This window comes from Janthinobacterium sp. GW821-FHT03C10, from assembly GCF_059420865.1.
The window spans coordinates 1,040,977-1,063,851 of sequence record NZ_JBWKUN010000001.1 but is presented as its reverse complement, the minus strand read 5'-3'; the positions used below and the strand labels follow the sequence as shown (position 1 = coordinate 1,063,851).

The following is a 22,875-nucleotide window of genomic DNA, read 5'->3' as shown; positions in this document are numbered from 1 at the left end:
GATCACAGGGCGGCAGGCGTGGCCGGCGGTGCTACGGCAGTAGCGGCTTGCGCCGCGCAGGCGGCCGCCTTGCGGCGTATCTGCAGGGCGCGGTCCGTCACGCCCAGGCGGGCGGCGGCGCGCTGGTTGTTGCCGTGTTCCTCGGCCAGCACCAGGCGGATGGCCACGTCGGTGGCGCAGCGCGTGATGTGCGACAGCTTGCAACCCTGGGCCAGGGCGCGCCGCACGGCCGCTTCGAAATGCTGGTCGGGCCAGCGCGGCGCCAGCAGCCGTTCGTCGGGGGGCAGGGCGCCGATGGTGATGGGGCCGGGGCCGCAATGGCGGTGCCAGATGCGCGTGACGGTCTGGCGCAGTTCGCGCACATTGCCCGGATAGTCGCGCAGCAGCAGGTATTCGCGCACGGCCGCGTCGAGCGCGGGCGGCTGTTGTTGGGCCAGTTCGGCGAGAAAATACCGGGCCAGCGGCAGGATATCGTCCTGGCGCTCGCGCAGGGGCGGCGTCCGGCAACGCCAGCCGGCGATGCGGTAATACAGGTCGGCGCGGAAGGCGCCGCGCGCCACTTCGTCTTCCAGTTCGCGGTTGGTGGCGCAGACGAGGCGAAACTGGGTTGGCTGCCAGGTATTGCCGCCCACGCGCTTGTACTTGCGCTCCTGGATGGCGCGCAGCAGCTGTGCCTGCAGCGGCAGCGGCAGTTCGCCCACTTCGTCGAGGAAGAGCACGCCGCCGTCCGCCAGGGCAAAAGCGCCGTCGCGCGCGGCCGCCGCGCCCGTAAAGGCGCCCCGTTCATGGCCGAACAGTTCGCTGCCAGCCAGTTCCGGCGACAGGGTGGTGCAGTCGAGGACGATGAAGCCGCCGCTGCAGTTGCCGAGGCGGTGGACCAGTTGCGCCAGTAAATCCTTGCCCGTGCCCGTTTCACCCGTGATCAGCATCGACGCCTGGCTGAAGGCGGCCATTTCCACCACCTGGTGCAGCAAGGCGGTCCAGGCCGCGCTGTCGCCCACCAGCTGCTGGCGCACGGCGCTGGACGCCAGCAGCTGCGCCACGGCTTGCCAGCGCTGCAGGCGCGCCAGCACCTGGCCCGCATCGACGCTGCCCGCCGGCCACAGCAGGACATCGAGCGCGCCTGCCGCCATCAGCGCGCGCTTTTGCGCGCAACTGGGGGACTGGCCGCAGGCGGCAATGGCCAGCACGCGGGCATGGCCGCACAGCGCCGGCAGTGCTTGCAGCAGCGCGGCATCGGCCTCGGCAAACAGCACGATGCCCGCGCCGTCCTCCTCGCCATCGTGCCGCCGGGCTATAGTTACCTGAGCCTGCTTCAAGGCCGCCATCAGCAAGGCGCCACTGCCAGCCGCCGCCTGCTGCACGATTTCCAGCCACACCTTGAGCGTCATAGACGGGCCATCCCAGTACGCGAGTGGCCCATCTTAGGAGTCCGATACCCCAGCCGTTTGATCTGGCGCAAGCGTGCGCGGGAGGCGCACAATGAAAAACGCCGCCTGACTCGCATCAGGCAGCGCTATTTTAATGAAGTTCAACGAACGTCACGACGGTTCATCCAATCGTAGCGAGCGGAAGCGAATTGTGGCCGAGAAGCGCAACCGTACTCTAGTACGGTGAGCATCGCAGGCCGCAAGTCGCGACGCGCAGTAGATTGGATGAACCGTTACTGACGGACGCAATCGACGAAGTAACCACGCTTGCCATCGACTTCGCGTTTCACCAGACCATGCACATCCGTCTCGAAGCCGGGGAAGCGCTCGTTGAAGTCGCGCGCGAAGCGCAGGTAGTCGACGATGGTCTTGTTGAAGCGCTCGCCCGGGATCAAGAGCGGGATGCCCGGTGGATACGGCGTCAGCAGGATGGACGTGATGCGGCCTTCCAGTTCGTCGATGGCCACGCGCTCGATTTCGCGGTGCGCCATCTTGGCGAACGCGTCCGACGGCTTCATGGCGGGGATCATGTCCGACAGATACATTTCCGTCGTCAGACGCGCCACGTCATAGGCCTTGTAGAAATCGTGGATTTGCTGGCACAGGTCGCGCAAGCCCATTTTTTCGTAGCGCGGGTTGGCCGCCGCGAATTCCGGCAGGATGCGCCACATCGGCTGGTTCTTGTCGTAGTCGTCCTTGAACTGCTGCAAGGCCGTCAGCAAGGTATTCCAGCGGCCTTTGGTGATGCCGATGGTAAACATGATGAAGAACGAGTACAGGCCGCATTTTTCAATGATGACGCCATGCTCGGCCAGGTATTTGGTGACGATGGAGGCGGGGATGCCCGTGTCGCCGAACTGGCCGTCCAGCGACAGGCCCGGGTTGACGATGGTCGCCTTGATCGGGTCGAGCATGTTGAAGCCGGCGGCCAGGTCGCCGAAGCCGTGCCAGTCATCCTCGGCGCGTATCATCCAGTCTTCCTGGCGGCCCATGCCTTCGTCATTGAAGCTGGCCGGGCCCCACACCTGGAACCACCAGTCCTGGCCCCATTCCTGGTCGATCTTCTTCATGGCGCGGCGGAAATCGAGCGCTTCCATGATCGATTCTTCCACCAGGGCCGTGCCGCCCGGCGCTTCCATCATGGCCGCGGCCACGTCGCACGAGGCGATGATGGAATACTGGGGCGAAGTCGAGGTGTGCATCAGGTAAGCTTCGTTGAAGGCGTCCTGGTCCAGCTTGACCGTGTCCGATTCGCGCACGAGGATTTGCGAGGCTTGCGACAGGCCGGCCAGCAATTTGTGCGTGGACTGGGTCGAGAAGATCATCGATTCCTTGGCGCGCGGACGGTCCTTGCCGATGGCGTGCATATTCTTGTAGAAATCGTGGAAGGTGGCGTGCGGCAGCCATGCTTCGTCGAAGTGCAGGGTGTCGATCTTGCCGTCCAGCATTTCGCGCAGGGTTTCCACGTTGTAGATCACGCCATCGTAGGTCGACTGCGTGATGGTGAGGATGCGCGGCTTCTTGTTCTTCGCTTCGCGCGCGAACGGGTTCGCTTCGATCTTGCGGGCAATGCTTTCCGGCGTGAATTCATGCAGCGGAATGGGACCGATGATGCCCAGGTGATTGCGGGTCGGCATCAGGAACACGGGAATGGCGCCGCACATGATGATCGAGTGCAAGATTGACTTGTGGCAATTGCGGTCGACGACGACGATGTCGCCCGGTGCCACGGTCGAGTGCCACACCATCTTGTTCGAGGTCGAGGTACCATTGGTGACAAAATAGCAATGATCGGCATTGAAGATGCGCGCCGCATTGCGCTCGGACGCGGCGACAGGACCCGTATGGTCGAGCAGCTGGCCCAGTTCCTCGACGGCGTTGCAGACGTCGGCGCGCAGCATGTTTTCACCGAAGAACTGGTGGAACATCTGGCCGATCGGCGACTTCAGGAAAGCCACGCCGCCCGAGTGGCCGGGGCAGTGCCACGAGTAGGAGCCGTCGTTGGCGTAGTGCACCAGCGCGCGGAAGAACGGCGGCGACAGGCCGTCCAGGTAGGATTTCGCTTCGCGGATGATGTGGCGCGCGACGAATTCCGGCGTATCTTCGAACATGTGGATGAAACCATGCAGTTCGCGCAGGATGTCGTTGGGGATGTGGCGCGAGGTGCGCGTTTCGCCATACAGATAAATGGGGATGTCGGCGTTCTTGTAGCGGATTTCCTCGACGAAGGCGCGCAGGGACTTGAGCGCGTGGTCCGTTTCCTCGATGGAACCGCCACCGAATTCCTCATCATCGATCGACAGCACGAAGGCCGATGCACGCGATTGTTGTTGGGCAAATTGCGACAAATCGCCGTAGCTGGTCACGCCCAGCACTTCCATGCCTTCTTTTTCCATTGCGGCGGCAAGGGCGCGAATGCCCAGGCCGGACGTATTTTCAGAACGGAAATCCTCGTCAATGATGACGATGGGGAAACGAAATTTCATGCATGTCTCCAAAAAAGCAAGCCGCCCCTGACAGATGTGAAGGGGCGGACTAGGGCGCGACGGTCAGGCGGTGGTACAACCCGGCAGCCGCAGAAAAAAATAAGAACGGGATTCTCGCAGAAATGCGGCGTCTGCGGGAAAAAAATATCACCCGAAAGCGTCACAAGCGTACGCTAGCGTGACGCAACGGTGTGACAGGGGTATTACAGCAACATTCTGGCTATCAATATAACCTTATCAGGCTTTGCGTTGCAGCGTGACAAAGGCGTAAGGCAGGCCGGATTTCTCCGAAACATGGGCCTCGCGCGCGGTTTCTTGCCACACGGCATGGTCAACGGCAGGGAAAAACGCGTCGCAATCAAAGGTCTGGCCGATTTCCGTGATGATCAAGCGCTGCGCCAGGGCCAGCGACTGCCGGTAAATCTCGGCGCCGCCGATGACGTAGCCTTCGGCGCCGTCCAGCAGGGCGATGGCCGCTTCCACCGACGGCACCGCTTCCACGCCTTCATGGCGCCAGTCGGCATTGCGCGTGATGACGATGTTGCGGCGGTTCGGCAGCGGCCGGCCGATGGAATCGAAGGTCTTGCGGCCCATGAGGATGGGGTGGCCCGTCGTCAGGCGCTTGAAATGCGCCAGGTCTTCCGGCAGTTTCCACGGCAAGGTGTTGTTGATGCCGATGCCGCCTTGCTGGTCGGTGGCGACGATGATGGTCAAATGGCTCATTGCTTCTGTCAAAGTAGTTGGGGCATGGCCCGATGCCCGTCATTATCGTTGAAATTGCCGGCAGCCTCCAGATGCGCACGCATGGCGTCGGCCAGCGGACCCGGCGCTTCCAGCGGAATCATGTGGCCGGTGTTGTCTTTTAGTAAGTGCAAGGCGGCTTGCGGCAGGCGGGCGGCCATGGCGCGCAAATGGTCGGGATGGACGAGCTTGTCGTCTTCGGCACCCACGATCAGCACGGGACAGCTGAGTTCCGGCAGGCGCGCCATCAGGTCGGGGCGATCGATCGTGGTGAGAAATTGCGCCAGCAGCACGTCCTTGCCCAGGTCCAGGCCCATTTGCTGGATCAGGCCGGTGATGGCGGGATCGTCCAGGTGCGACGGGTGCAGCAATTCGCGCAGGCGCTGGCGCGTGATGCCCCCATAGGCATTGCGTTCGAGCATGGCGACGATGCGCTGGCGTGCTGCGATTTCCGCCGGCAGCAAACCTTTGGCCGAATTGGCGATCAAAGTCAAGGACTGCACGCGTTGCGGCTGCGCCAGCGCGTGTTCGAGCGCCAGGTAGGCGCCCAGCGAAAAGCCCACCAGGTGGGCTTGCGGCGCACTGTGGCTGGCGATGATCGATTGCATCTGCGCGCGCGTGCGCGCCTCGTGCAGGGGCACGTGCCGTAGATCAAAGACGCCGTCCAGGGCGGGCGCCAGGCGCGACCACAGGCGTTCGTCGCACAGGGTGCCGGGGATGCAGTCGAGTTGTATCTTATTCAAGGACATCCCGGGTTCAGGTCGCTCATGAGGGTGAAAATTTCTTGTCGAGCGGCATTATCCGTCATTTTGCGCATCGGGGCGGCCGTACGGTATTTTCCGCATGGCATTATTTTCAATAGTGCGCGGCTGACAAGCAGGAACTTTATGGTAGGCTCATGGCTCATCAAGCCGGCGTGCCGGCGACGTGAGCTGAAACACCGAATACAACCCACACATTAAAGAGGAATTACCATGGCGATCAGTTTGCAAAAAGGCGGCAATGTCAACCTGAGCAAGGAAGCTCCTGGCTTGAAGAAAATCGTGATTGGCCTGGGCTGGGACCCGCGCGCCACCGATGGTGCCGCTTTCGACCTGGACGGCAGCGCCTTCCTGCTGAAAACGGATGGCAAGGCCCGCTCCGATGCTGATTTCATTTTTTATAACAACCTGAAATCGGCTGACGGCTCCATCGTCCACGCGGGCGACAATACCACGGGCGGCGGCGACGGCGACGACGAGAAAGTCGCCGTCGACCTGGCCAACGTACCCGCCGACATCGACAAGATCGCCGTGGCCGTCACCATTCACGATGCGGAAAACCGCAAGCAGAACTTCGGCATGGTGGGCAAGGCTTACATCCGCTGCCTGAACGGCGACAACGGCGCGGAAATCGCCCGCTACGACCTGTCGGAAGACGGCTCGACGGAAGCGGCCATGATCTTCGGCGAAATCTACCGCGCCGGCAGCGAATGGAAATTCAAGGCCATCGGCCAAGGCTTCAAAGGCGGCCTGGGCCCACTGGCACGCTCCTTTGGAATTAATGCGTAATCAGCAATTTTTTGCGTAAATGTGCCGGGTGGCATCGCTGCCCGGTTCTGTATCCCCCCTTCTTATCTACCCTGATTCCATGGAAAACCTGATCAAGGGGCAGCGCCTGGCGCTGTCCGGCCTCGTCACGGGCAACGTCGTGCAACTGGGACTCGCCAGCACGGGCGTGCCGCTGGATTTTGCCTGTTTCGGCCTCGATGCCGCCGGTAAATTGTCTGACGACCGCTACATGACTTTCTTTAACCAGCCGCGCACGCCATGCGGCGGCGTGGAAACGGCCGCGCCGTCCGGCGATGCTGCCGGCTTCAGCTATCAACTGGAGCGCTTGCCTGCCGCCATCGAGCGCCTCGTCGTCACGGCCGCCATCGATGGGGCGGCCACCATGGCGCAGCTGGGCAGCGGCTACCTGCGCCTGCTCGACGGCGGGCGCGAGCTGGCCCGCTTTGCGTATGCGGGATCTGATTTCGCGCAAGAAAAAGCCGTCATGCTGGGCGAGTTCTACCGCAAGGACGGCGGCTGGCGCTTCATGGCCGTGGGCCAGGGTTTCAATGGAGGACTCGACACCCTGGTCGCGCATTTCGGCGGCGAAGTGGCGCAGGCGGACGCGGCACCGGTGCCGGCGCCCAAGATTTCCCTGTCGAAGATCTCGCTGACCAAGGCGGGGCAGACGCACAAGGTGTCGCTGGAAAAGGGCGCGGGCGCACCGAACAAACTGACCGTCAAGGCCACCTGGGTCGACAACGGCGATGGCGACGACGATAACGACGATCTCGATTTGCGGGTCGGCATCCTCTTGCCGAACGGCCAGATGCGCTTCATCCAGGCGCCGGACACGGCCGGGAACTTCGACCGCATGCCTTTCGTGCGCCACCTGGGCGACGTGGCCGGTGCGGCGGGCAAGGAACCGGCCACGGAAACGGTGGAAGTCAATCCTGCGCTGGCGCAGCATTACGGCGGCACGGTGGGCCTCGTCTTCAGCGTGTACTCGGCGGTGGCCAATGGCGCCGTTTCCGTCGCCTCCATGCGGCCGAAGATGGTCATGCAGTATGGCCAGCAGATCGTCGAGTGCGACTTCGATTTCCGCCTGTCCAAGGCTGCCGACGACGATTCCGTCTACACCTATGTGATTGGCATGGCGCGCGTCACGCCCGACAGCATCATCCTCGAGCCGTCCGGCAAGACGTCGGAGCCCGGCAGCGAAGCGACGCCGTGGCTGAGCTGGCAGGGCGAGAACCTGCAACTGGCCTTCAACGGTCCCGTCGTCTTCAAGGGCGAGGACAAGGAAGACGAAGAAGATTGCAACGCGGACAATCCGCGCCGTTACATTGTCTAGGAGATACTGATGGAAACCTTGAGCAAGGGTCAGCGCTTGCCGCTGGCCAATCTCGTTCCCGACGGCGTGCTGGACATCGGCGTCGCCGCGCAGGGCCTGGCGCTGGACGTGGCCTGCTTCGGCCTCGATGCCGGCGGCAAATTGTCCGACGAGCGCTACATGACCTTTTTCAACCAGCCGCGCACGCCGTGCGGCGGCGTGGAAGCGCGCGCGGGCAGCGGCGGCGACATGGCCGAGTTTGCCTTGCAACTGGCGCGCTTGCCGGCCGGAATCGATCGCCTTGTCGTGACGGCCTCCATCGATGGCGGCGGCGTGATGTCGCAGTTGCAAGCCGGCCACGTGCGCCTGCAGGCGGGCGGGCGCGAGCTGGCACGCTTTGCCTTTGCCGGGTCTGATTTTGCGCAAGAAAAAGCCGTCATGCTGGCAGAAATTTACCGCAAGGATGGCGGCTGGCGCTGCATGGCCGTGGGCCAGGGTTTCAATGGGGGACTCGATGCGCTGGTGCAGCATTTCGGCGGTGAAGTCGACCAGACAACCCCTGCCGCTCCTGCCGCGGCGGCTTCGGCCGTCATGCAGGCGAAGATCAACCTGGAAAAGCGCGTCGAACGCGAGGCGCCGCAACTGGTCAGCCTGGTCAAGCAGGCGGGCGTGTCCCTGCAAAAAGTGGGTCTGTCCGAGCACCGCGCCAAGGTCTGTCTGTGCCTCGATATTTCCGGCTCCATGGGACGGCTATATAAAGAGGGGCTGGTGCAGCGCTTTGCCGAGCGCATCCTGGCCCTGGGCTGCAAGTTCGACGACGATGGCGAGATCGATGTTTTCCTGTTCGGCAAGAACGTCCACCATCCGGCACCGATGGCCTTGAGTAATTGCAATACCTATGTGGGCCAGGCCATACAGCGCCATCCGCTGGAAGGCGACACGCGCTACGGCGCCGCCATGCAGGCGATCCGCGCGTTTTATTTTCCTGATGCCCGTGGCGGCGAGCGCACGCGGCCCGTCGCAGCCGAGCTGCCCGTGTACGTGATGTTCGTGACCGATGGCGGCACCAGCGACCAGGCGACGACGGAAAAGCAATTGCGCTGGGCGAGTAACGAGCCCATCTTCTGGCAATTCATGGGCATCGGCAAGGGGCGCAAGTCGAAAAGCAAGTTTCTCGCCGCCTTTGCCGATTCGGACTTCCCTTTCCTGGAAAAGCTCGATGAATTGCAGGGGCGCCTGGTCGACAATGCCAACTACTTTTCCGTCAGCTCGCCCGACGAGCACAGCGATGCGGAACTGTATGATTTATTGATGACGGAGTATCCGGGCTGGCTGAAACTGGCGCGCGGCAAGGGCTTGCTGAGGTAACGTAAAGATAGCGCAAAGGTCATCGGATGAGGCTGTACGGCCACAAGTGCAAGAGATTTGTAAATTGAAGTAAATAACAATGGTTCGCATTTGCTTTGCTCCTTGCAATCGTGGCATGCTTGAACTGTGCCCACACATGTGCTCTCACGCTGCGGCGTAGTGCCTCATCCGTAGCGTCTCGATGATCTTTTAGCCAAATGCATAAACTTCTTTTCCATTGCCTGGCGGGCGGCAGCCTGCTCGTCTCCGGCGCCGCTGTCCAGGCGCAAACCGTCACCGGCGACAATGCCGTCAAGCCGGCGCCGGCCGCCGGGTCTCCGCCTTCCGTCAGCGTGACGGCCGAACGTCCCACGGGCCGCATCGACCGGCAAGTCTACGACGTCAAATCCGACGTGGGCAGCAGCAATGGCACGGCGGCCGATGCCTTGAACAATGTGCCGTCGGTGGCCGTCGATCCCGATGGGTCCGTGTCCCTGCGCGGCAGCAGCAATGTGCAGATATTGATCGATGGCAAGCCATCGGCCATGCTGCAGGGCGATTCGCGCGGCGCCACCCTGAACGCCATGGCGGCCGACGATATCGAATCCGTGGAAGTGATCAACAATCCCGGCGCCCAGTTCGGCAACGAGGCCGGTGGCGGCCCGATCCTGAATCTGGTGATGCGGCGCAACCGCAAGCCGGGCGGTTTTGCCACCGTCAACGCGAATGCGGGCATCGCCGGACGCTACAACAGCTCCGTCTCCGGCACCTATAACGAGGGGCCGTGGGGCTACCAGGGCGGCATCAATGTGCGCCATGACGGCCGTAATTCCGTGGCCGAGGTCAGCCGCGAGCGCCTGGAGCGTGGCACGGGCGCGTTCGCCCCCAGCAGCCAGCAGTCCACCAGCAATGGCTTGAACGACTCGCTGGGCTTGCACGGCACCGTCAATTACAACCTGAACGCCAACGATACCCTGGCCGCCAGCGTGTCGTATAACGGGCGCAGCAACGACCAGCGCTCGCTCGACCGCTACATCAATGGCGACAGCACGGGCAGCACCATCGGCGACTATGTGCGCAGTACCGTGCGCAACGGCGACAGCCGCAACTACAGCTGGGGCGCGCGCTACGACCACAAGGGAGAATTGCCGGGCGAAACCCTCAAGATTGACTTGCGCGTGTCCTCGTCGACCAACGAGAGCGACAGCGATTACGCCAATACCTACGCGGTCGCGCCCGTGAATGCCTTCGACAGCCGCGCGCGCCAGCACAGCGAGACGGGCAACCGCATCGTCGACTTCAGCGGCGACTACGAGCGTCCGCTGGCGGGCGGCACGGCCAAGCTCGGCTACAAGGTGGCCGACAACCAGAGCAGTTTCGACACTTTATATACGGACATCAACCCGGCCAGCCTGCTTGCCACCGTCAACCCCATGCGCAGCAATCGTTTCGAGCTCGACGAGCGCACCATCGCGCTGTACGGCTCCTACCAGATGCGTCTGAGCGAGCGCTGGGGGGCGCTGGCCGGCTTGCGCGCCGAATACACGGACTTGAACGTGCGCCAGATCACCAGCGGCGTCGAGGCCGGCAACAACTACATCAACTACATTCCCAGCCTGTTCGCCACGTATAAGGTCAGCGACGAGAGCAACTTGCGCTTCAGCTATGCGCACCGCCTCCGTCGCCCCAGCGCGGGCGACCTGAACCCGTACGTGATCTACCGCGACGAGTTCAATGTGTCGGCCGGCAACCCGAAGCTGAAACCCACGCAGACGGACTCGTTCGAGATCGGCTATGAAACGAAATTGTTTGGCCTGGAAAGCAGCTTGCGCGCCTACCACCGCCGCGACACGGACGCCATCGTCGATTACCGCTATTTCATCAGTGACAATGTGCTGCTGACAACGCGCGAAAACGGAGAGGGCAGCCATTCGAGCGGTCTGGAGTTCAGCGTCAGCGGCAAACTGACGCCATCGTTGACCCTGAACACGAGCGGCAATCTGGCGCGCAGCCAGCAGACCAGTTCCGACGACCTGGGCAACCGCAGCACGCGCACGGCGAATGCCCTGAGCGGCCGCGCGCGCCTCAATTACCAGATCAATCCGGCGAACCAACTGCAGCTGGCCCTGCAAATGCAGGGCAAGATGCTGTCGGGACAGGGCTACCGCTCGCCGAACAATACCTTGAACGTGAGCTGGCGCCACACGGTGACGCCGCAATTGAGCCTGGTCATGAATGTGGCCGACGTGTTCAGCAGCAACAAGATGGAAACCGTCATCAACAGCGCGTCCCTGCGCGAGACGAGCACGCGGCGCTTCGATGGACGCATGATTTATGTGGGGCTGTCGTACCGCCTGGGCGGCGCCAGCTCGGCGGCGAAAGAGGGCGAGCGGGAACCGCGCTTCGGTCCGCCGGGCGGACGGGGGCCGGGCGGACCCGGTGGTCCAGGCGGTCCCGGCCCGGGCGGGCCGGGAGGCGAAGCAGGCTAGGCCGCTGCCGCGATCTGGTTCAGGAAGTCGATGAAACTGTCCGCATGGCGCTCGAAGCGCCATGCACCCATGCCGTGTTCGGCCGTGTACACGGGCGCATCGCCGTCGGCAATGGCGCCCAGGTCCAGGCAATACGGATCGGCGCCCGCGTCGGCGATCACCAGGTACTGTTCCGGCCAGCCGGCGATGGCGGCGCCGCTGACGGTATCCCAGGCGTAACCGTGCTGGGCCTTGACCAGCTCGGCCGCGCCGTACAGGCTCAAGCCCTGGAAATACTGTGGGCTGTCGATCAACACCCGCAGCGGCGAATGGCAAGCGAGGAAGCGCCGGTACTGCTCCGGCAAGGCCCAGCGCTGCGCGATGCCGGCCATGTCGGCGGCGCTGGCGATGGTCAGCCAGTTCGATGGCTGCGCCAGGTCCTGCTCCTTTTTGCGCCGGGCCGCCAGTTTTTTCTCCAGCCTGGCGGCAGCCTTTTCCAGCGGCGTGCGCGGCTCATCGAGCGTCGCGTGGGTGGCGGGCGCCGCATGGCCTGCGCCATCCGGGTAGCCGTCCGCTTGCCAGGCCAGCACGGCGTCGAGCGGCAGGCTGTCGGGCTTCCAGTGGCCGGGGTCATGCGGCAAACCCGTATCGAAAGGCTGGCGGCTGAAGACGGCCAGGCTCTTGATCGCCCTGGCGCGCACTTCCAGGCGCGCGGCGCCGGACGCTGCCAGTGCCACCAGTGGCGCATAAGCGTCCTTGCCTGTGCTTTTCAGCATGCCATCGACGGCCCGGTAGGCCAGTTCGGGCTGCGTCAATGCCCATGCAAAAAATGCCGTCTGTTCATTGGCTTCCGCCAATTGCACGATATCGCTCATCAGGAAGGCGCGCCAATGCAGCAGCTGGCCTTCCCTGGCGTAGGCGGTCAGGATGGCGAGCACGGCTTGCCGCTCGTCGGCAGCATGCTTTTTCAGCAGCCGGTCTTTCAGGCTGGAAAACTTCACGCCGTCCGTTTCGTCAAACAGCTTGCGGTGCAACGCCGCCAGCGGGGCGACCGCCATCAGACGGCCATCGCCGCCTTGATCGGCGCATGGTGTTCATAGCCTTCCAGCGAGAAATCCGACGGCTCGATCTTTTCCAGCCATTCCGGCTCGTACTTGCCCGTCTTGGCGTAGTCGGGCACGCGGTCGGAAATGACAAACTTGGGCGCCGGGAACGGCGTGCGCTTCAATTGTTCTTCCACCATGTCGAGGTGGTTTTCATAGATGTGCGCGTCGCCGATGAAGTAGGTGAACCAGCGCGGCGTGTAGCCCGTCAGGCGCGCCACCAGGTGCAGCAGGGCCGCGCCTTCGGCGATGTTGAACGGCGTGCCCAGGCCGATATCGTTGCTGCGCACATATAGACACAGCGAGATTTCGCGCGTGCTGGCGTTCGGGATGAACTGGTACAGCAAATGGCAGGCGGGCAGGGCGACGGCGTCCAGCACGGCCGGGTTCCAGCCGTGGAACAGGATGCGCCGGCTGCCCGGGTTCGTCATGATGGTGTCCAGGCACTCGCGCAGCTGGTCGACGGCCTTGTATAGCAGCACTTTTTGCACGCCGTCCTCGACGATGGGGGCGACCAGGGCAAAACCGTTCGCTTGCGCGTCGGCGATTTGCGCGGGCTGGTCAGCGTCCAGCAGCTTGTACGCGGGCCACTGGCGCCATTGCACGCCGTACACGGGACCGAGGTCATCCTCACCTTCGCGGTAGGGGTTGGCCAGCCATTGTGCATTTTCATTGGCGTTCTGGTCCCACACCTTGCAGCCCAGCGCGCGGAACTCGGCCGCGTTGCGCGAGGCGCGCAGGAAGGCGCACAATTCGCCGATCACGGATTTGAAAGCCAGTTTCTTGGTTGTCACGGCAGGGAAATTGCCGTTGGCCAAGTCGAAACGCATCATGGCGCCTGGCACGCTCAGGGTGCGGATGCCCGTGCGGTTGTCTTGCCAGCTGCCCGTTTCGAGCACGGTCTTGATCAAATCTTGGTATTGCTGCATGTATTTCTCCAACGGTAAGGATGGTGATTGTAACGCAGGCGCGACAGGCGGGCTGCGGGCCGCACACTTAATTACGCGGCCGGCTTACCTGCAAACATGACTCTGTGGTAATTTGTGTGTCCTTGAAGAAATACACAGAAACGGCAGATGCTGCACCATGTTCTTGCGACAATTTGTAAATAATAATAACGCCGCCGTGGTGGAGATGAGCAGGGCCGATTTTCTCAAGGCCAACCTGCGCCTGATCCTGGCCTGGCCCTTGCTTGGCCTGGTCCTGTGCGCGGTGCTGTGGACGGCCACCCTGCTGCAGCTGGAGGCGGAAAAGAAGGTGGCGCAGCAGCAGGCGCTCGACAGTGTGTCTTCGCAGGCCAAGGCTTACAGCCAGTATCTGCTGCGCACCCTGGAGCAGATGGACCAGCTGACCTTGCAGCTCAAATATGAGTGGGAAAACTCGCGCGGCCGCTTGCGCCTCGACCAGTTGAAGACGCAGGGCATGTATGCCTTGCCGCAATTTGCCATCGTCGCCATCCTCGACCGCAGGGGCCATGCCGTGACGGTCACGGCGCCGCTGCAGCGCTTGCGCGTCAACGAGCGCAGCGATTTTTTGCTGCGCCACTGGCGCAGCAATTCCAGCGCCCTGCGCATCGCGCTGGGCAAGGCCAATGCGGCCAGCGAGGCGGCAACCCCGGGCGCCGGCGAAAGCCTCGTGCATTTCACGCGCCGGCTGGAAGACGAGGATGGCAATTTCGACGGTGTGCTGCTCATCTCCATCCATTCCAGCTATTTTTCCGAATTCTATAACAGCGTCAATTTCGGCAAGTTCGGCATGTCCGCCATGGTGGGCGAGGAGGGCGAGCTGTTCAGCACGCGCCTCGGGTCGCGCGTGCTGCCGAGCCAGAGCGGCGAGGGTACGCCGTTTCTCGACACGAGCTTTCTGGAAACGGAGAGCGGCGCCCTGCATTCGGGCGGCAGGATCGCTTTTTCCGACAAGCAAAGCCGCTATGTGGGCTGGCAGGCGCTGAAAGCCTATCCGTTTACGGCCGTGGTCGGCCTGTCGGATGGCGAGATGCTGCACCCCTACGAAGAAACGCGCACCATTTATATCGGCATTGCGCTGGCCGTCACCGTGCTGCTGCTGGCTTTTGCCGCCGTCGCCACCATGCTGTCGCTGCGCCTGGCGTGGCGCCACCACCAGTCCGAAGGCGTGCGCAATGCCTACCGCATGGCCACCGAAGGCACGAGCGACGGCTTTTATATCATCGCCGCCCTGCGCGGCACCGATGGCAGCATCCTCGACTTCGAGATCGTCGACTGCAACGAGCCGGGCGCCGGTTATTTTGGCGTGCGGCGCGAACAATTGCTGGGCATGCGCCTGCAGTCGCGCGCCCACGAGCCGTATTTCCGCGACCTGATCCACAATTACCGGGCCGCCATGGAGTCCGGCTTTTCCGAGGAAGAGATCGAGCTGCCGGAAGGTAACCCGTTCAAGCTGCGCTGGATACGCCGGCGCCTGGTGCGCAGCGGCGACCGCCTGGCCGTCACCCTGCAAGACATCAGCACGGCCAAGGAGCACGAGCGCGACTTGCGCCGCCTGGCCAACGAGGACGGCTTGACGGGGCTGCCCAACCGCTACTGGCTGCAGCAATTCCTGCCCGGCGCCCTGGGCCGCGCCGCCATCGCGCGACAGATGCTGGCGCTGCTGTTCATCGACCTCGACGGCTTCAAGGATATCAACGATACGCAGGGCCACGCCGAGGGCGACAAGGTGCTGCGCGCCGCCTCGCTGCGCCTGAAGGCCGTTCTGCGCCCGGGCGACCACGTGGTGCGCCTGGGCGGCGATGAATTCGTCGTCGTGCTCGATCCGGTGGAGGACGACAGCCGCGCCGAACAGGTGGCGCAGCGCATCGCCATCGCCTTCGACGAACCGTTTTACCTGGGCAGCGAGCGCCACAAGATGGGCGCCTCGATCGGCATCAGCCTGTATCCGCGCGATGGCGCCGAGACGGAAGTGCTGCTGAAGAACGCCGATATCGCCATGTACGCCGTGAAAGTGGCGGGCAAGGGCCATCACCGCTTCTTCCAGCCCGAATTGTTCGAAACCATCCGCAACCGCCGCGAACTCGAGCAAAGCCTGGTGGCGGCGCTGGAGCAGGACCAGTTCCTCGTCGTCTACCAGCCGCGCGTCGACGCCATGAGCGGGCAGCTGTGCAGCATGGAGGCGCTGGTGCGCTGGCACCACCCGCAGCACGGCATGGTGCCGCCGCTGGAATTCATTCCCGTGGCCGAGAGCAGCGGCCTCATTTCGCAGCTGGGCGAAGTCGTCATCGAGAAGGTATGCCTGCAGATGGCGCGCTGGCAGGCCAGCGGGCTGGAACTGGTGCCCGTGTCCATCAACGTCTCGGCGCGCCAGTTCGGCCGCGGCGACGTGCACCAGGTGCTGGCGTCGGCGCTGACGCGCCACCGCATCGATGCGCGGCTGATCGAGGTGGAAATCACGGAATCGGCCATGATGGATGAACAGAACCGTGCCGTGGAGCAGCTGTCGGCCATCCGCGCGCTGGGCGTGCGTCTGCTGGTCGACGATTTCGGCACGGGATATTCCTCGCTGTCGCAGCTGCAGAAATTCGCCATGGATGGCTTGAAGATCGACCGCGCCTTCACCATGGAACTGGGCCGCTCGGAGCAGGGCGAAGTGTTCGTGCGCGCCATCCTGTCGATGGCGCATGCGCTGGGCATGAGCGTGGTGGCCGAAGGGGTGGAGACGCGCGAGCAGCTCGACATCCTGCGTACGCTGCAGTGCAATGAAGTGCAGGGCTATTTCATCTCGCGTCCCGTGCCGGCCGAACAGATGCTGGCGCTGATGCAGCAGCGCTTCCTGATACCGCTGCCAGCCCCGGCGCTGGCACTGTAAAACGTCGTGACTGGCGTGGAAAACAACGCCGTTTCATAAAAAGAGCGAACGTTCGCTTTTTTCTAAGAAATATTATATGCTTCGCTCATGCCGTCAGTGAATTGGAGTTCACGGCGGCAAGAACAGTGCAGGACGGGTGAGGTTGAGCTACCCGGGACAATGTGACGAAGACACTTCATATAATAAAGAGAGACTAACTTGAAACATAAATATCTGCCCCTCCTCATCGCCGTCGCATGCGCCGGCTTCGCATCCACCGCCCAGGCATCGGGCTACCGTTTCGGCTCGCAAAGCGTTTCCGCCCAAGGCACGGCCGATGCCAGCGGCGCCGAAGCGGCCGACGCCTCGACCATTTTCTATAATCCGGCCGGCATGTCGCGCCTGGAAGGCACGCAATTCGTGGGCGGCGGCACCCTCGTGGTACCGCATTCGACCTACCAGGATTCGGGTTCGAAGCCTTTCTTCCCGGGCAACCGCACGCCTTACGCGGCAACCAAGGACTACGCGCCGGATGCCGTGTTTGCGCCGGCGCTGTATGCCAGCAAGAAAATCAATGAGCAGTGGACCGTCGGCGCTGGCCTGTTCGTGCCGTATGGCGCCAAGCTCGACTACGGCAACGACTGGTTTGGCCGCTATGCGATCACCAATATCAAGCTCGAAGCCATCGCCCTGAATCCTTCCGTCTCGTTCAAGCTGGACCAGCACCACTCGTTCGGTTTCGGCGTGACGGCCGAATACATGAAGGCGGAACTGGGCCAGGGCGTGGACGTGCCGGGTTCGGTCGCCTACCTGGGCAAGTATGCCCCTGGCGCATCGCAGGCCTTCCTGGCCAATATCGCCAAGACGCAAGGCCTGGCCGCGGCGCAAGCTGCGGGCGCCGCGTTGCAGGGCCCCATCAAGGATGGCCACGCATCGATGGACGGCCATGACTGGGGCTTCGGCTTCAACCTGGGCTACCTGTACCAGCTGAACGAAGGCACGCGTTTCGGCATCGCTTACCGCTCGTCGATTTCGCACAAGCTCAAGGGCAGCACCATCTGGGACTTCTCGCAGGTGACGGGCAACCCGGCCGTGAACGCCTTCATCGCCAAGGCGTCGAACAAGGTCAATTCGGAAGCGCTGGTGGAATTGCGCACGCCGGAAACCCTGTCGGTCAATGCCTTCCATCAGATGGATGACAAATGGGCCTTGATGGGCGACGTCACCTGGACCCGCACTTCGCGCCTGCAGAACCTGGACATCCAGTTCCCGCCGACGGCCGAAGGCGCCGAGCGCATCCGCCAGAACTGGAAAGACACCTACCGCGTGTCGCTGGGTACCAACTACAAGTACAGCGAAAGCCTGATGCTGCGCGCCGGTATCGCCCACGACCAGGCGCCGGTCCGCAGCGCCGAACTGCGCCACCCGGCCTTGCCGGACAGCGACCGTATGCAGTATTCGATCGGCGCGAACTGGAAGCTGAACGCCAATTCCTCGATCGACCTGGCTTACAGCTATATCGACTTCAAGGATGCTGAAGTCAACTACAAGAATGACTGCTCGCCCGTCATGACTGGCTGCACCGGCAACGGTGAAACCACCAAGGGCCTGTTCAAGACCCGCATGCAGTTGATCGGTCTTGCTTACAACTACAAGTTCTAAGCAGGTAGTGGCGACCGACCCGGCCGCCATGAAAGGAAAAAAGCGCCTTCGGGCGCTTTTTTTTATGCCGCGCCGCACGAAACTTGCTTTTCGAAAAATGTTGATTCATTATTGGAATGAAACCGGATGCAGGTCTGGATGGACATGAAAACCGACAAGGGCATGACATGCGAATTGACATTGATCAAAGCGGCGATGCCGCATTGCTGAAGGCGCCGGCAGGCGCCAGCCCGTGGCCGCCATGCGGCGCCACCCGCGGCGGAAAGGCCTGGCCATGAGCGCCACGTTTCCTGCTTTGCCGCCGACTTTCGTCCGGCCTGGCTTCGGCGACGTGCCCGTCGGTGCGGTGGTCGCCTTTGCCGGGGACAGCGCCGGTGCGCATATCGAGGCGAGCGGCTGGATGCCGTGCGACGGCCGCACGCTGGCCGCCGCCAGCTACCCCGAGCTGTTCGTCGTGCTCGGCTATCTGCATGGCGGTTCGGACGAACAATTCTGCCTGCCCGACTACCGGGGCAGCTTTTTGTGCGGCCACGCTGCCGGTGCTTCCGCGCCGACAGATATCGGCGTCAACTATCTGATCAAATTTACCTACGGTTTGCGGACACGGTAGCCATTCCGGCGTCAATCACGACCCTTTACCAGGAGACCAGGAGCGCGGCATGGCAGATTATCTTCAAGGCATGGATGTATCGGACAATAACGGCGTCATCGGATGGGACCAGGTCGCCAGGGGCGCGGCGGCGCCGGCATTCGTCTATCTGAAAGCCACCGAAGGCGGCAGCCGGGTCGACAGGCAGTACGCCAGCAACCGCGCTGGCGCCAACGCGCAGGGCCAGTTGTGCGGCGCCTATCACTTCTTCTCGCCCTCCACGCCGGTGGCGCAGCAGGTGGCCAACTTTTGCGGCACGGTGGGCAGCGTCAAGGGCGACTTGCCGCCCATGCTCGATGTCGAACAGCCCGGACTGGCCCAGCCTGCCTATGCGGCGGCTGTGGCGGACTGGCTGCAGCAGGTCGGCGACAGGCTCGGCTGCATGCCAGGCATTTATACCAATGCCAACTTCTGGAGCAGTTGCGTGGGGGCGTTTGCGCCGTTCCTTGCCCATCCGCTATGGATCGCGCATTACACGTCCGGGCCCGGTCCCGCGCTGCCGCCTGGTGCCTCCAGCTACACGTTCTGGCAGTTTGCGGATACGGGCAGCGTGCAGGGTGTCGCCGGACCCGTGGACGTGAGCCGCTTTGCCGGCTCGCTGGCGCAGCTGCGGGCGCTGCGCTGCTGACGCCGGCCTGGCGGGAAGCCGGGGTCTAGATGCGCATGGCCTGGTCCAGCAAGGTCAATGCCAGCCGCACGCTGTCGTCCGGCAGTTCCAGCAAGTTGTCTCCCACATACCACTCCACCACGCTGTGCCCGGGCAGGGCCGCGTGGCTGGCGCGGCCGAACAGCCAGATGCCGTGGTCCTCGGCCACCTGGTTGCGGATGGCGATGGCCCGCTCGCGCGACACGGGCAGGTGCAGGTGCAGCATGTTGGCCTGCGGCTGGGCGGGGTTGACGGCGATGCTCGGAAAGTCGCGCAGCAGCGCGTACAGCCACTGCGTGCGTTCGAAATACTGCGGCATGGCGGCGAGGCGCGCGTCGAACTGCATGGCGGCGGCCACCACGTAGGGCGTGCGGTGCACGATGTTGCCGCCCTGGCGGCGGAACCATTCGCGCGCCCGTTCGACAAAGCTGCGGCTGCCGGCCAGCATGGCGCCGCCGAGGCCGCCGATGCCCTTGTACAGCGACACGTATACGGAATCAAAACCGTCGCAGATGGCGGGCAGGGGCTGCTTGAAGCCGGCCTGCGCTTCCCACAGGCGCGCGCCATCCATGTGCAGGTGGATGTTGTGCTCGCGGCAATGCCGCTTGATGTCGTTCAAGGCATCCCATGACGGGCGCTGGCCGCCGATCTCGCGCATCGGCAGTTCGACCTGCGCGGCGCCCAGCGCATCGGGCACGGCGCGCAGGTCGTCCGCCGTCCACGGGCGGTGCGGGTCGCCCAGCATCAAGCCCTTGAAGTGATCGAGCAGTTCATGGTTGCCCCGCTCGTGGCGCAGGATGTGCGAGGTCGGATGCAGCGCCACCAGGCGCGAGCCCCGGTCCTGGCACGCCAGGCGCAGGGCGGTGACTTGCGTCATGGTGCCTGTGATGCAGAACACGGCCGCCTCGAAGCCGAGCAGGCCGGCGATCTTGTTTTCGAACTGTTCGATCAGCGCGCCCTCGCCATAGGTATCGTGCGCAATGTCGTTGGCCTCGCACCAGGCGGCCATGGCGGCGAAGGTGGCCGCCGGTGTCGGCTGGCGGTGGCCCGGCAGGACGGTATGGCAGCGCTGGCGCAGTTCAAGCTCGTTCACGGTGTTTTCCTTACAGTGTGGCCGTGGCCAGTTTCGCGCCGAAGCCGATGAACATGGCGCCCACGCCGCCGCCCATGCCTGCCGACAGGCGGCGACGGCGGCGGAAGGTCTCGGCCAGGCGGACGCCGACAAAGATGATGGCCGTCAGGTAGGTAAAGCTGATCACCTGGCAGATCAGGCCCAGGCCGATGAAGGACAGCACGGGGTTCGGGAAGGCCGGGTCGACGAACTGGATGAAGAAGGAAATGAAAAACAAAATCGCTTTCGGGTTCATCAGGCTGATGATCAGGGCCTTGCGGAATGGGTCGCTTTCCTTGACGGAGGCAGGCACGGCTGCCGCTTCGCCTTCGGCGGGCGCGGGCGCGCGCAGCTTGCGCCAGCAGCCTATCAGCATCTGCAGGCCGATCCAGCCCAGGTAGGCCGCGCCGATGTATTTCACGACATAGAACAGGGCCGGGCTGGCTTTCAGCAGCGAAGCGACGCCGCAGGCAGACAGCACCATCAGAATCAGGTCGCCGGCGAAGATGCCGAAGGCGCCCTGGTAGGCGGGCCGCACGCCGCGCTGGGCGGCCACGGACAGCACGTACATGGAATTGGGGCCGGGCAGGATGACGATGAAGATGGTCCCCAGTAAGAAGGTCCAGAAATCGGTGATGCCCAGGTTGGCGTGGAAAAGTGCGTTCATGATTATTCCGCTGGATTGAGCTGTACGTGATGGAATTGCAGTGCGGCAAGATTCGCATAGATGCCCCCGAGCGCCACCAGCGACGCATGTGTGCCCGTCTCGACGATCTTGCCGTCTTCCATGACGATGATGCGGTCGGCCCGCTGGACTGTCGCCAGGCGGTGCGCGATGATGACGGTGGTGCGGCCCACCATGGCCGCCTCCAGCGCCTTTTGCACCAGGCGTTCCGATTCCGCATCCAGCGCGCTGGTCGCTTCGTCGAGCAACAGCAGGGGCGGGTTTTTCAGCAGGGCGCGGGCGATGGCGATGCGCTGGCGCTGGCCGCCGGACAGGCGCACGCCCCGTTCGCCGAGGAAGGATTTGTAGCCGTTCGGCAGGCGTTCGATGAATTCGTGGGCGGCCGCCATCTTCGCGGCAGCGATGACTTCCCCGTCGCTGGCGCCGGCGCGGCCGTAGCGGATGTTTTCCATGGCGTCGGCCGAGAAGATCACGGTATCCTGCGGCACGATGCCGATGGCGTCGCGCAGGGTGTGCAGGTCCAGCTGCTTGATGTCGACGCCGTCGAGGCGGATCGTGCCGCTTTGCGGGTCATAGAAGCGTAAAAACAGCTGGAACAGCGTGGTCTTGCCGGCGCCGGAAGGGCCGACGACGGCCACCGTTTCGCCGGCGCGGATGTCGAGGCTGACGTGGTCCAGCGCGTGCGTATCGGGGCGCGACGGATACGAGAACATGACGTCGTCCAGCGACAGCGCGGCGCCATTCGCGGCGCGCGCGGGCAGCGGCAGCGGCGTGACGGGCGATTCGATTTCCGATTTGACGGCCATCAGTTCCAGCAGGCGCTCGGTGGCGCCGGCGGCGCGCTGCGCTTCACCCATGACTTCGGACAGGGCGCCGATGGCGCCGGCCACGATGGAGGCGTACAGGATGAACTGGCCCAGATCGCCGCCCGTCATCGCGCCTTCCAGCACGGCGCGCGCGCCCAGCCACAAGACAAACACGATGGTGCCGAAGACCAGCAAAATCGCGATCATGGTCAAGAGGGCGCGGGCGCGGATACGGCGCATGGCCGTCATGAAGGCATTTTCGACGGAGTCGCCAAAGCGTTTCGATTCAATTTTCTCGTGCGTAAACGCCTGCACGGTGGGCATGGCGTTGAGGATTTCGCCGGCCATGGCCGACGCGTCGGCGATGCGGTCCTGCGAATCGCGCGACAGCTTGCGCACCTTGCGGCCAAACACGATGATGGGCACGACGACGAGGATGAGCAAGCCGATGATGATGCCGGCCAGCTTGGCGCTGGTGACGAACAGCATCACCAGGCCGCCGAGGAACAGCAGCACGTTGCGCAGCGCCATCGAGATGCTGGTGCCGACCACGGCTTGTATCAATGTCGTGTCGGTGGTGATGCGCGACAGGACTTCGCCCGTCTGCGTCGTTTCAAAGAATTCCGGGCTTTGCGTGACGACGTGGCGGTACACGGCGCTGCGGATGTCGGCCGTGACCCGTTCGCCCAGCCACGACACGGTATAAAAGCGCGCCGCCGTAGCCAAGGCCAGAACGGACGCCACGCCGAACAGGGCGAGGAACACCAGGTCGACGTGCTCGATGCTTTTCGAGCCGGCCGCGCCGCCGAAACCGAGGTCGATCATCTGCTTGAAGGCGGCGGGAATGGCCAGGGTCGAGGCGGCGGCCACCACCAGCGCGATACCGGCCAGGAAGAACTGCTTGCGGTACGGCGTCAGGAAAGGCATCAAGCCCTTGAAGGCGGCCAGACTGCCTTTTTTCAGTTCGCGGCTGCTGCCGGTATCGGGCGTTGGTGCGGTGCTTGCGGTGCTTGCGGCGGTTGCTTTGCTGGTACTGCCTGTTTCTGTGCTGGTTGTCATT

17 protein-coding genes are annotated in these 22,875 nt (G+C 63.5%); 8 read left to right on the top strand and 9 right to left on the bottom strand.

Translation table 11 applies throughout. The features are described 5' to 3' along the window. Window positions 1-2 precede the first annotated feature (2 nt). From AC07VH_RS04550 to AC07VH_RS04535, 4 genes are all read right to left on the bottom strand, one after another. Entirely contained in the window at window positions 3-1,391 is a 1,389-nt protein-coding gene (locus AC07VH_RS04550; RefSeq protein WP_475416439.1) for a sigma-54-dependent transcriptional regulator, read from the bottom strand. Window positions 1,392-1,663: 272 nt separating this feature from the next. Then, window positions 1,664-3,916 carry an Orn/Lys/Arg family decarboxylase gene (locus AC07VH_RS04545; protein WP_494786939.1) on the bottom strand — a complete coding sequence of 751 codons (2,253 nt, stop codon included), beginning with the start codon at window positions 3,914-3,916 and terminating at the stop codon, window positions 1,664-1,666. 237 nt (window positions 3,917-4,153) lie between these two features. After that, entirely contained in the window at window positions 4,154-4,639 is a 486-nt protein-coding gene (locus AC07VH_RS04540) for a dihydrofolate reductase (protein ID WP_494786938.1), read from the bottom strand. Window positions 4,640-4,647: 8 nt separating this feature from the next. Beyond that, window positions 4,648-5,406, bottom strand: a complete 759-nt coding sequence (locus AC07VH_RS04535; protein WP_494786937.1) for an alpha/beta fold hydrolase — start codon at window positions 5,404-5,406, stop codon at window positions 4,648-4,650. Between the two features lie 225 nt (window positions 5,407-5,631). Between AC07VH_RS04535 and AC07VH_RS04530 the strand changes: the two genes are divergently transcribed. The 4 genes from AC07VH_RS04530 (at window position 5,632) to AC07VH_RS04515 (ending at window position 11,355) form a co-directional block, all read left to right on the top strand. Beyond that, window positions 5,632-6,207 carry a TerD family protein gene (locus AC07VH_RS04530; protein WP_034784423.1) on the top strand — a complete coding sequence of 192 codons (576 nt, stop codon included), beginning with the start codon at window positions 5,632-5,634 and terminating at the stop codon, window positions 6,205-6,207. A gap of 79 nt (window positions 6,208-6,286) precedes the next feature. Next, window positions 6,287-7,540: a TerD family protein gene (locus tag AC07VH_RS04525; RefSeq protein WP_494786936.1), complete on the top strand. Its 1,254-nt coding sequence runs from the start codon at window positions 6,287-6,289 to the stop codon at window positions 7,538-7,540. Between the two features lie 9 nt (window positions 7,541-7,549). Then, window positions 7,550-8,887, top strand: a complete 1,338-nt coding sequence (locus AC07VH_RS04520; protein ID WP_494786935.1) for a VWA domain-containing protein — start codon at window positions 7,550-7,552, stop codon at window positions 8,885-8,887. A 197-nt stretch (window positions 8,888-9,084) separates the two neighbouring features. Then, window positions 9,085-11,355 (top strand): TonB-dependent receptor domain-containing protein, encoded by a 2,271-nt coding sequence (locus tag AC07VH_RS04515; protein WP_494786934.1) that lies wholly within the window; start codon window positions 9,085-9,087, stop codon window positions 11,353-11,355. Here AC07VH_RS04515 and AC07VH_RS04510 read toward each other — a convergent pair. Beyond that, window positions 11,352-12,392, bottom strand: a complete 1,041-nt coding sequence (locus AC07VH_RS04510; RefSeq protein ID WP_494786933.1) for an SMI1/KNR4 family protein — start codon at window positions 12,390-12,392, stop codon at window positions 11,352-11,354. The two genes, AC07VH_RS04515 and AC07VH_RS04510, sit on opposite strands and share 4 nt — an antisense overlap. Beyond that, window positions 12,392-13,366: a thymidylate synthase gene (locus tag AC07VH_RS04505; protein WP_489627019.1), complete on the bottom strand. Its 975-nt coding sequence runs from the start codon at window positions 13,364-13,366 to the stop codon at window positions 12,392-12,394. The genes AC07VH_RS04510 and AC07VH_RS04505 overlap by 1 nt, the downstream gene beginning before the upstream one ends. A 157-nt stretch (window positions 13,367-13,523) precedes the next feature. Between AC07VH_RS04505 and AC07VH_RS04500 the strand changes: the two genes are divergently transcribed. The 4 genes from AC07VH_RS04500 to AC07VH_RS04485 all read left to right on the top strand — a co-directional run bounded on the left by AC07VH_RS04500 (window position 13,524) and on the right by AC07VH_RS04485 (window position 19,195). Then, a complete protein-coding gene (locus AC07VH_RS04500; protein ID WP_494786932.1) occupies window positions 13,524-16,277 on the top strand; it encodes a bifunctional diguanylate cyclase/phosphodiesterase in 2,754 nt (917 codons plus the stop codon). A 198-nt stretch (window positions 16,278-16,475) separates the two neighbouring features. Continuing rightward, a complete protein-coding gene (locus AC07VH_RS04495; protein WP_494786931.1) occupies window positions 16,476-17,918 on the top strand; it encodes an OmpP1/FadL family transporter in 1,443 nt (480 codons plus the stop codon). A 274-nt stretch (window positions 17,919-18,192) separates the two neighbouring features. Beyond that, window positions 18,193-18,528 (top strand): phage tail protein, encoded by a 336-nt coding sequence (locus AC07VH_RS04490; protein WP_475416450.1) that lies wholly within the window; start codon window positions 18,193-18,195, stop codon window positions 18,526-18,528. Between the two features lie 49 nt (window positions 18,529-18,577). Further along, window positions 18,578-19,195, top strand: a complete 618-nt coding sequence (locus AC07VH_RS04485) for a glycoside hydrolase family 25 protein (RefSeq protein WP_494786930.1) — start codon at window positions 18,578-18,580, stop codon at window positions 19,193-19,195. Between the two features lie 25 nt (window positions 19,196-19,220). Here AC07VH_RS04485 and AC07VH_RS04480 read toward each other — a convergent pair whose 3' ends face one another. Genes AC07VH_RS04480 through AC07VH_RS04470 form a run of 3 tightly spaced genes read right to left on the bottom strand, consistent with a single transcriptional unit; the run spans window position 19,221 to window position 22,874 of the window. After that, window positions 19,221-20,306, bottom strand: a complete 1,086-nt coding sequence (locus AC07VH_RS04480) for a threonine aldolase family protein (protein WP_494786929.1) — start codon at window positions 20,304-20,306, stop codon at window positions 19,221-19,223. A 10-nt stretch (window positions 20,307-20,316) separates the two neighbouring features. Continuing rightward, on the bottom strand, window positions 20,317-20,991 hold the full coding sequence (gene leuE / locus AC07VH_RS04475; protein WP_489627024.1) for a leucine efflux protein LeuE: 675 nt from the start codon (window positions 20,989-20,991) through the stop codon (window positions 20,317-20,319). A 2-nt stretch (window positions 20,992-20,993) separates the two neighbouring features. After that, window positions 20,994-22,874, bottom strand: a complete 1,881-nt coding sequence (locus tag AC07VH_RS04470) for an ABC transporter transmembrane domain-containing protein (RefSeq protein WP_494786928.1) — start codon at window positions 22,872-22,874, stop codon at window positions 20,994-20,996. Window position 22,875: the final 1 nt, after the last annotated feature.

Excerpts from the sequence above, each read along its gene's own strand:
- AC07VH_RS04550 (WP_475416439.1), bottom strand. The coding sequence starts at position 1,391 with ATGACGCTCAAGGTGTGGCTGGAAATCGTGCAGCAGGCGGCGGCTGGC.
- AC07VH_RS04545 (WP_494786939.1), bottom strand. The coding sequence starts at position 3,916 with ATGAAATTTCGTTTCCCCATCGTCATCATTGACGAGGATTTCCGTTCT.
- AC07VH_RS04540 (WP_494786938.1), bottom strand. The coding sequence starts at position 4,639 with ATGAGCCATTTGACCATCATCGTCGCCACCGACCAGCAAGGCGGCATC.
- AC07VH_RS04535 (WP_494786937.1), bottom strand. The coding sequence starts at position 5,406 with ATGTCCTTGAATAAGATACAACTCGACTGCATCCCCGGCACCCTGTGC.
- AC07VH_RS04530 (WP_034784423.1), top strand. The coding sequence starts at position 5,632 with ATGGCGATCAGTTTGCAAAAAGGCGGCAATGTCAACCTGAGCAAGGAA.
- AC07VH_RS04525 (WP_494786936.1), top strand. The coding sequence starts at position 6,287 with ATGGAAAACCTGATCAAGGGGCAGCGCCTGGCGCTGTCCGGCCTCGTC.
- AC07VH_RS04520 (WP_494786935.1), top strand. The coding sequence starts at position 7,550 with ATGGAAACCTTGAGCAAGGGTCAGCGCTTGCCGCTGGCCAATCTCGTT.
- AC07VH_RS04515 (WP_494786934.1), top strand. The coding sequence starts at position 9,085 with ATGCATAAACTTCTTTTCCATTGCCTGGCGGGCGGCAGCCTGCTCGTC.
- AC07VH_RS04510 (WP_494786933.1), bottom strand. The coding sequence starts at position 12,392 with ATGGCGGTCGCCCCGCTGGCGGCGTTGCACCGCAAGCTGTTTGACGAA.
- AC07VH_RS04505 (WP_489627019.1), bottom strand. The coding sequence starts at position 13,366 with ATGCAGCAATACCAAGATTTGATCAAGACCGTGCTCGAAACGGGCAGC.
- AC07VH_RS04500 (WP_494786932.1), top strand. The coding sequence starts at position 13,524 with ATGTTCTTGCGACAATTTGTAAATAATAATAACGCCGCCGTGGTGGAG.
- AC07VH_RS04490 (WP_475416450.1), top strand. The coding sequence starts at position 18,193 with ATGAGCGCCACGTTTCCTGCTTTGCCGCCGACTTTCGTCCGGCCTGGC.
- AC07VH_RS04485 (WP_494786930.1), top strand. The coding sequence starts at position 18,578 with ATGGCAGATTATCTTCAAGGCATGGATGTATCGGACAATAACGGCGTC.
- leuE (WP_489627024.1), bottom strand. The coding sequence starts at position 20,991 with ATGAACGCACTTTTCCACGCCAACCTGGGCATCACCGATTTCTGGACC.
- AC07VH_RS04470 (WP_494786928.1), bottom strand. The coding sequence starts at position 22,874 with ATGACAACCAGCACAGAAACAGGCAGTACCAGCAAAGCAACCGCCGCA.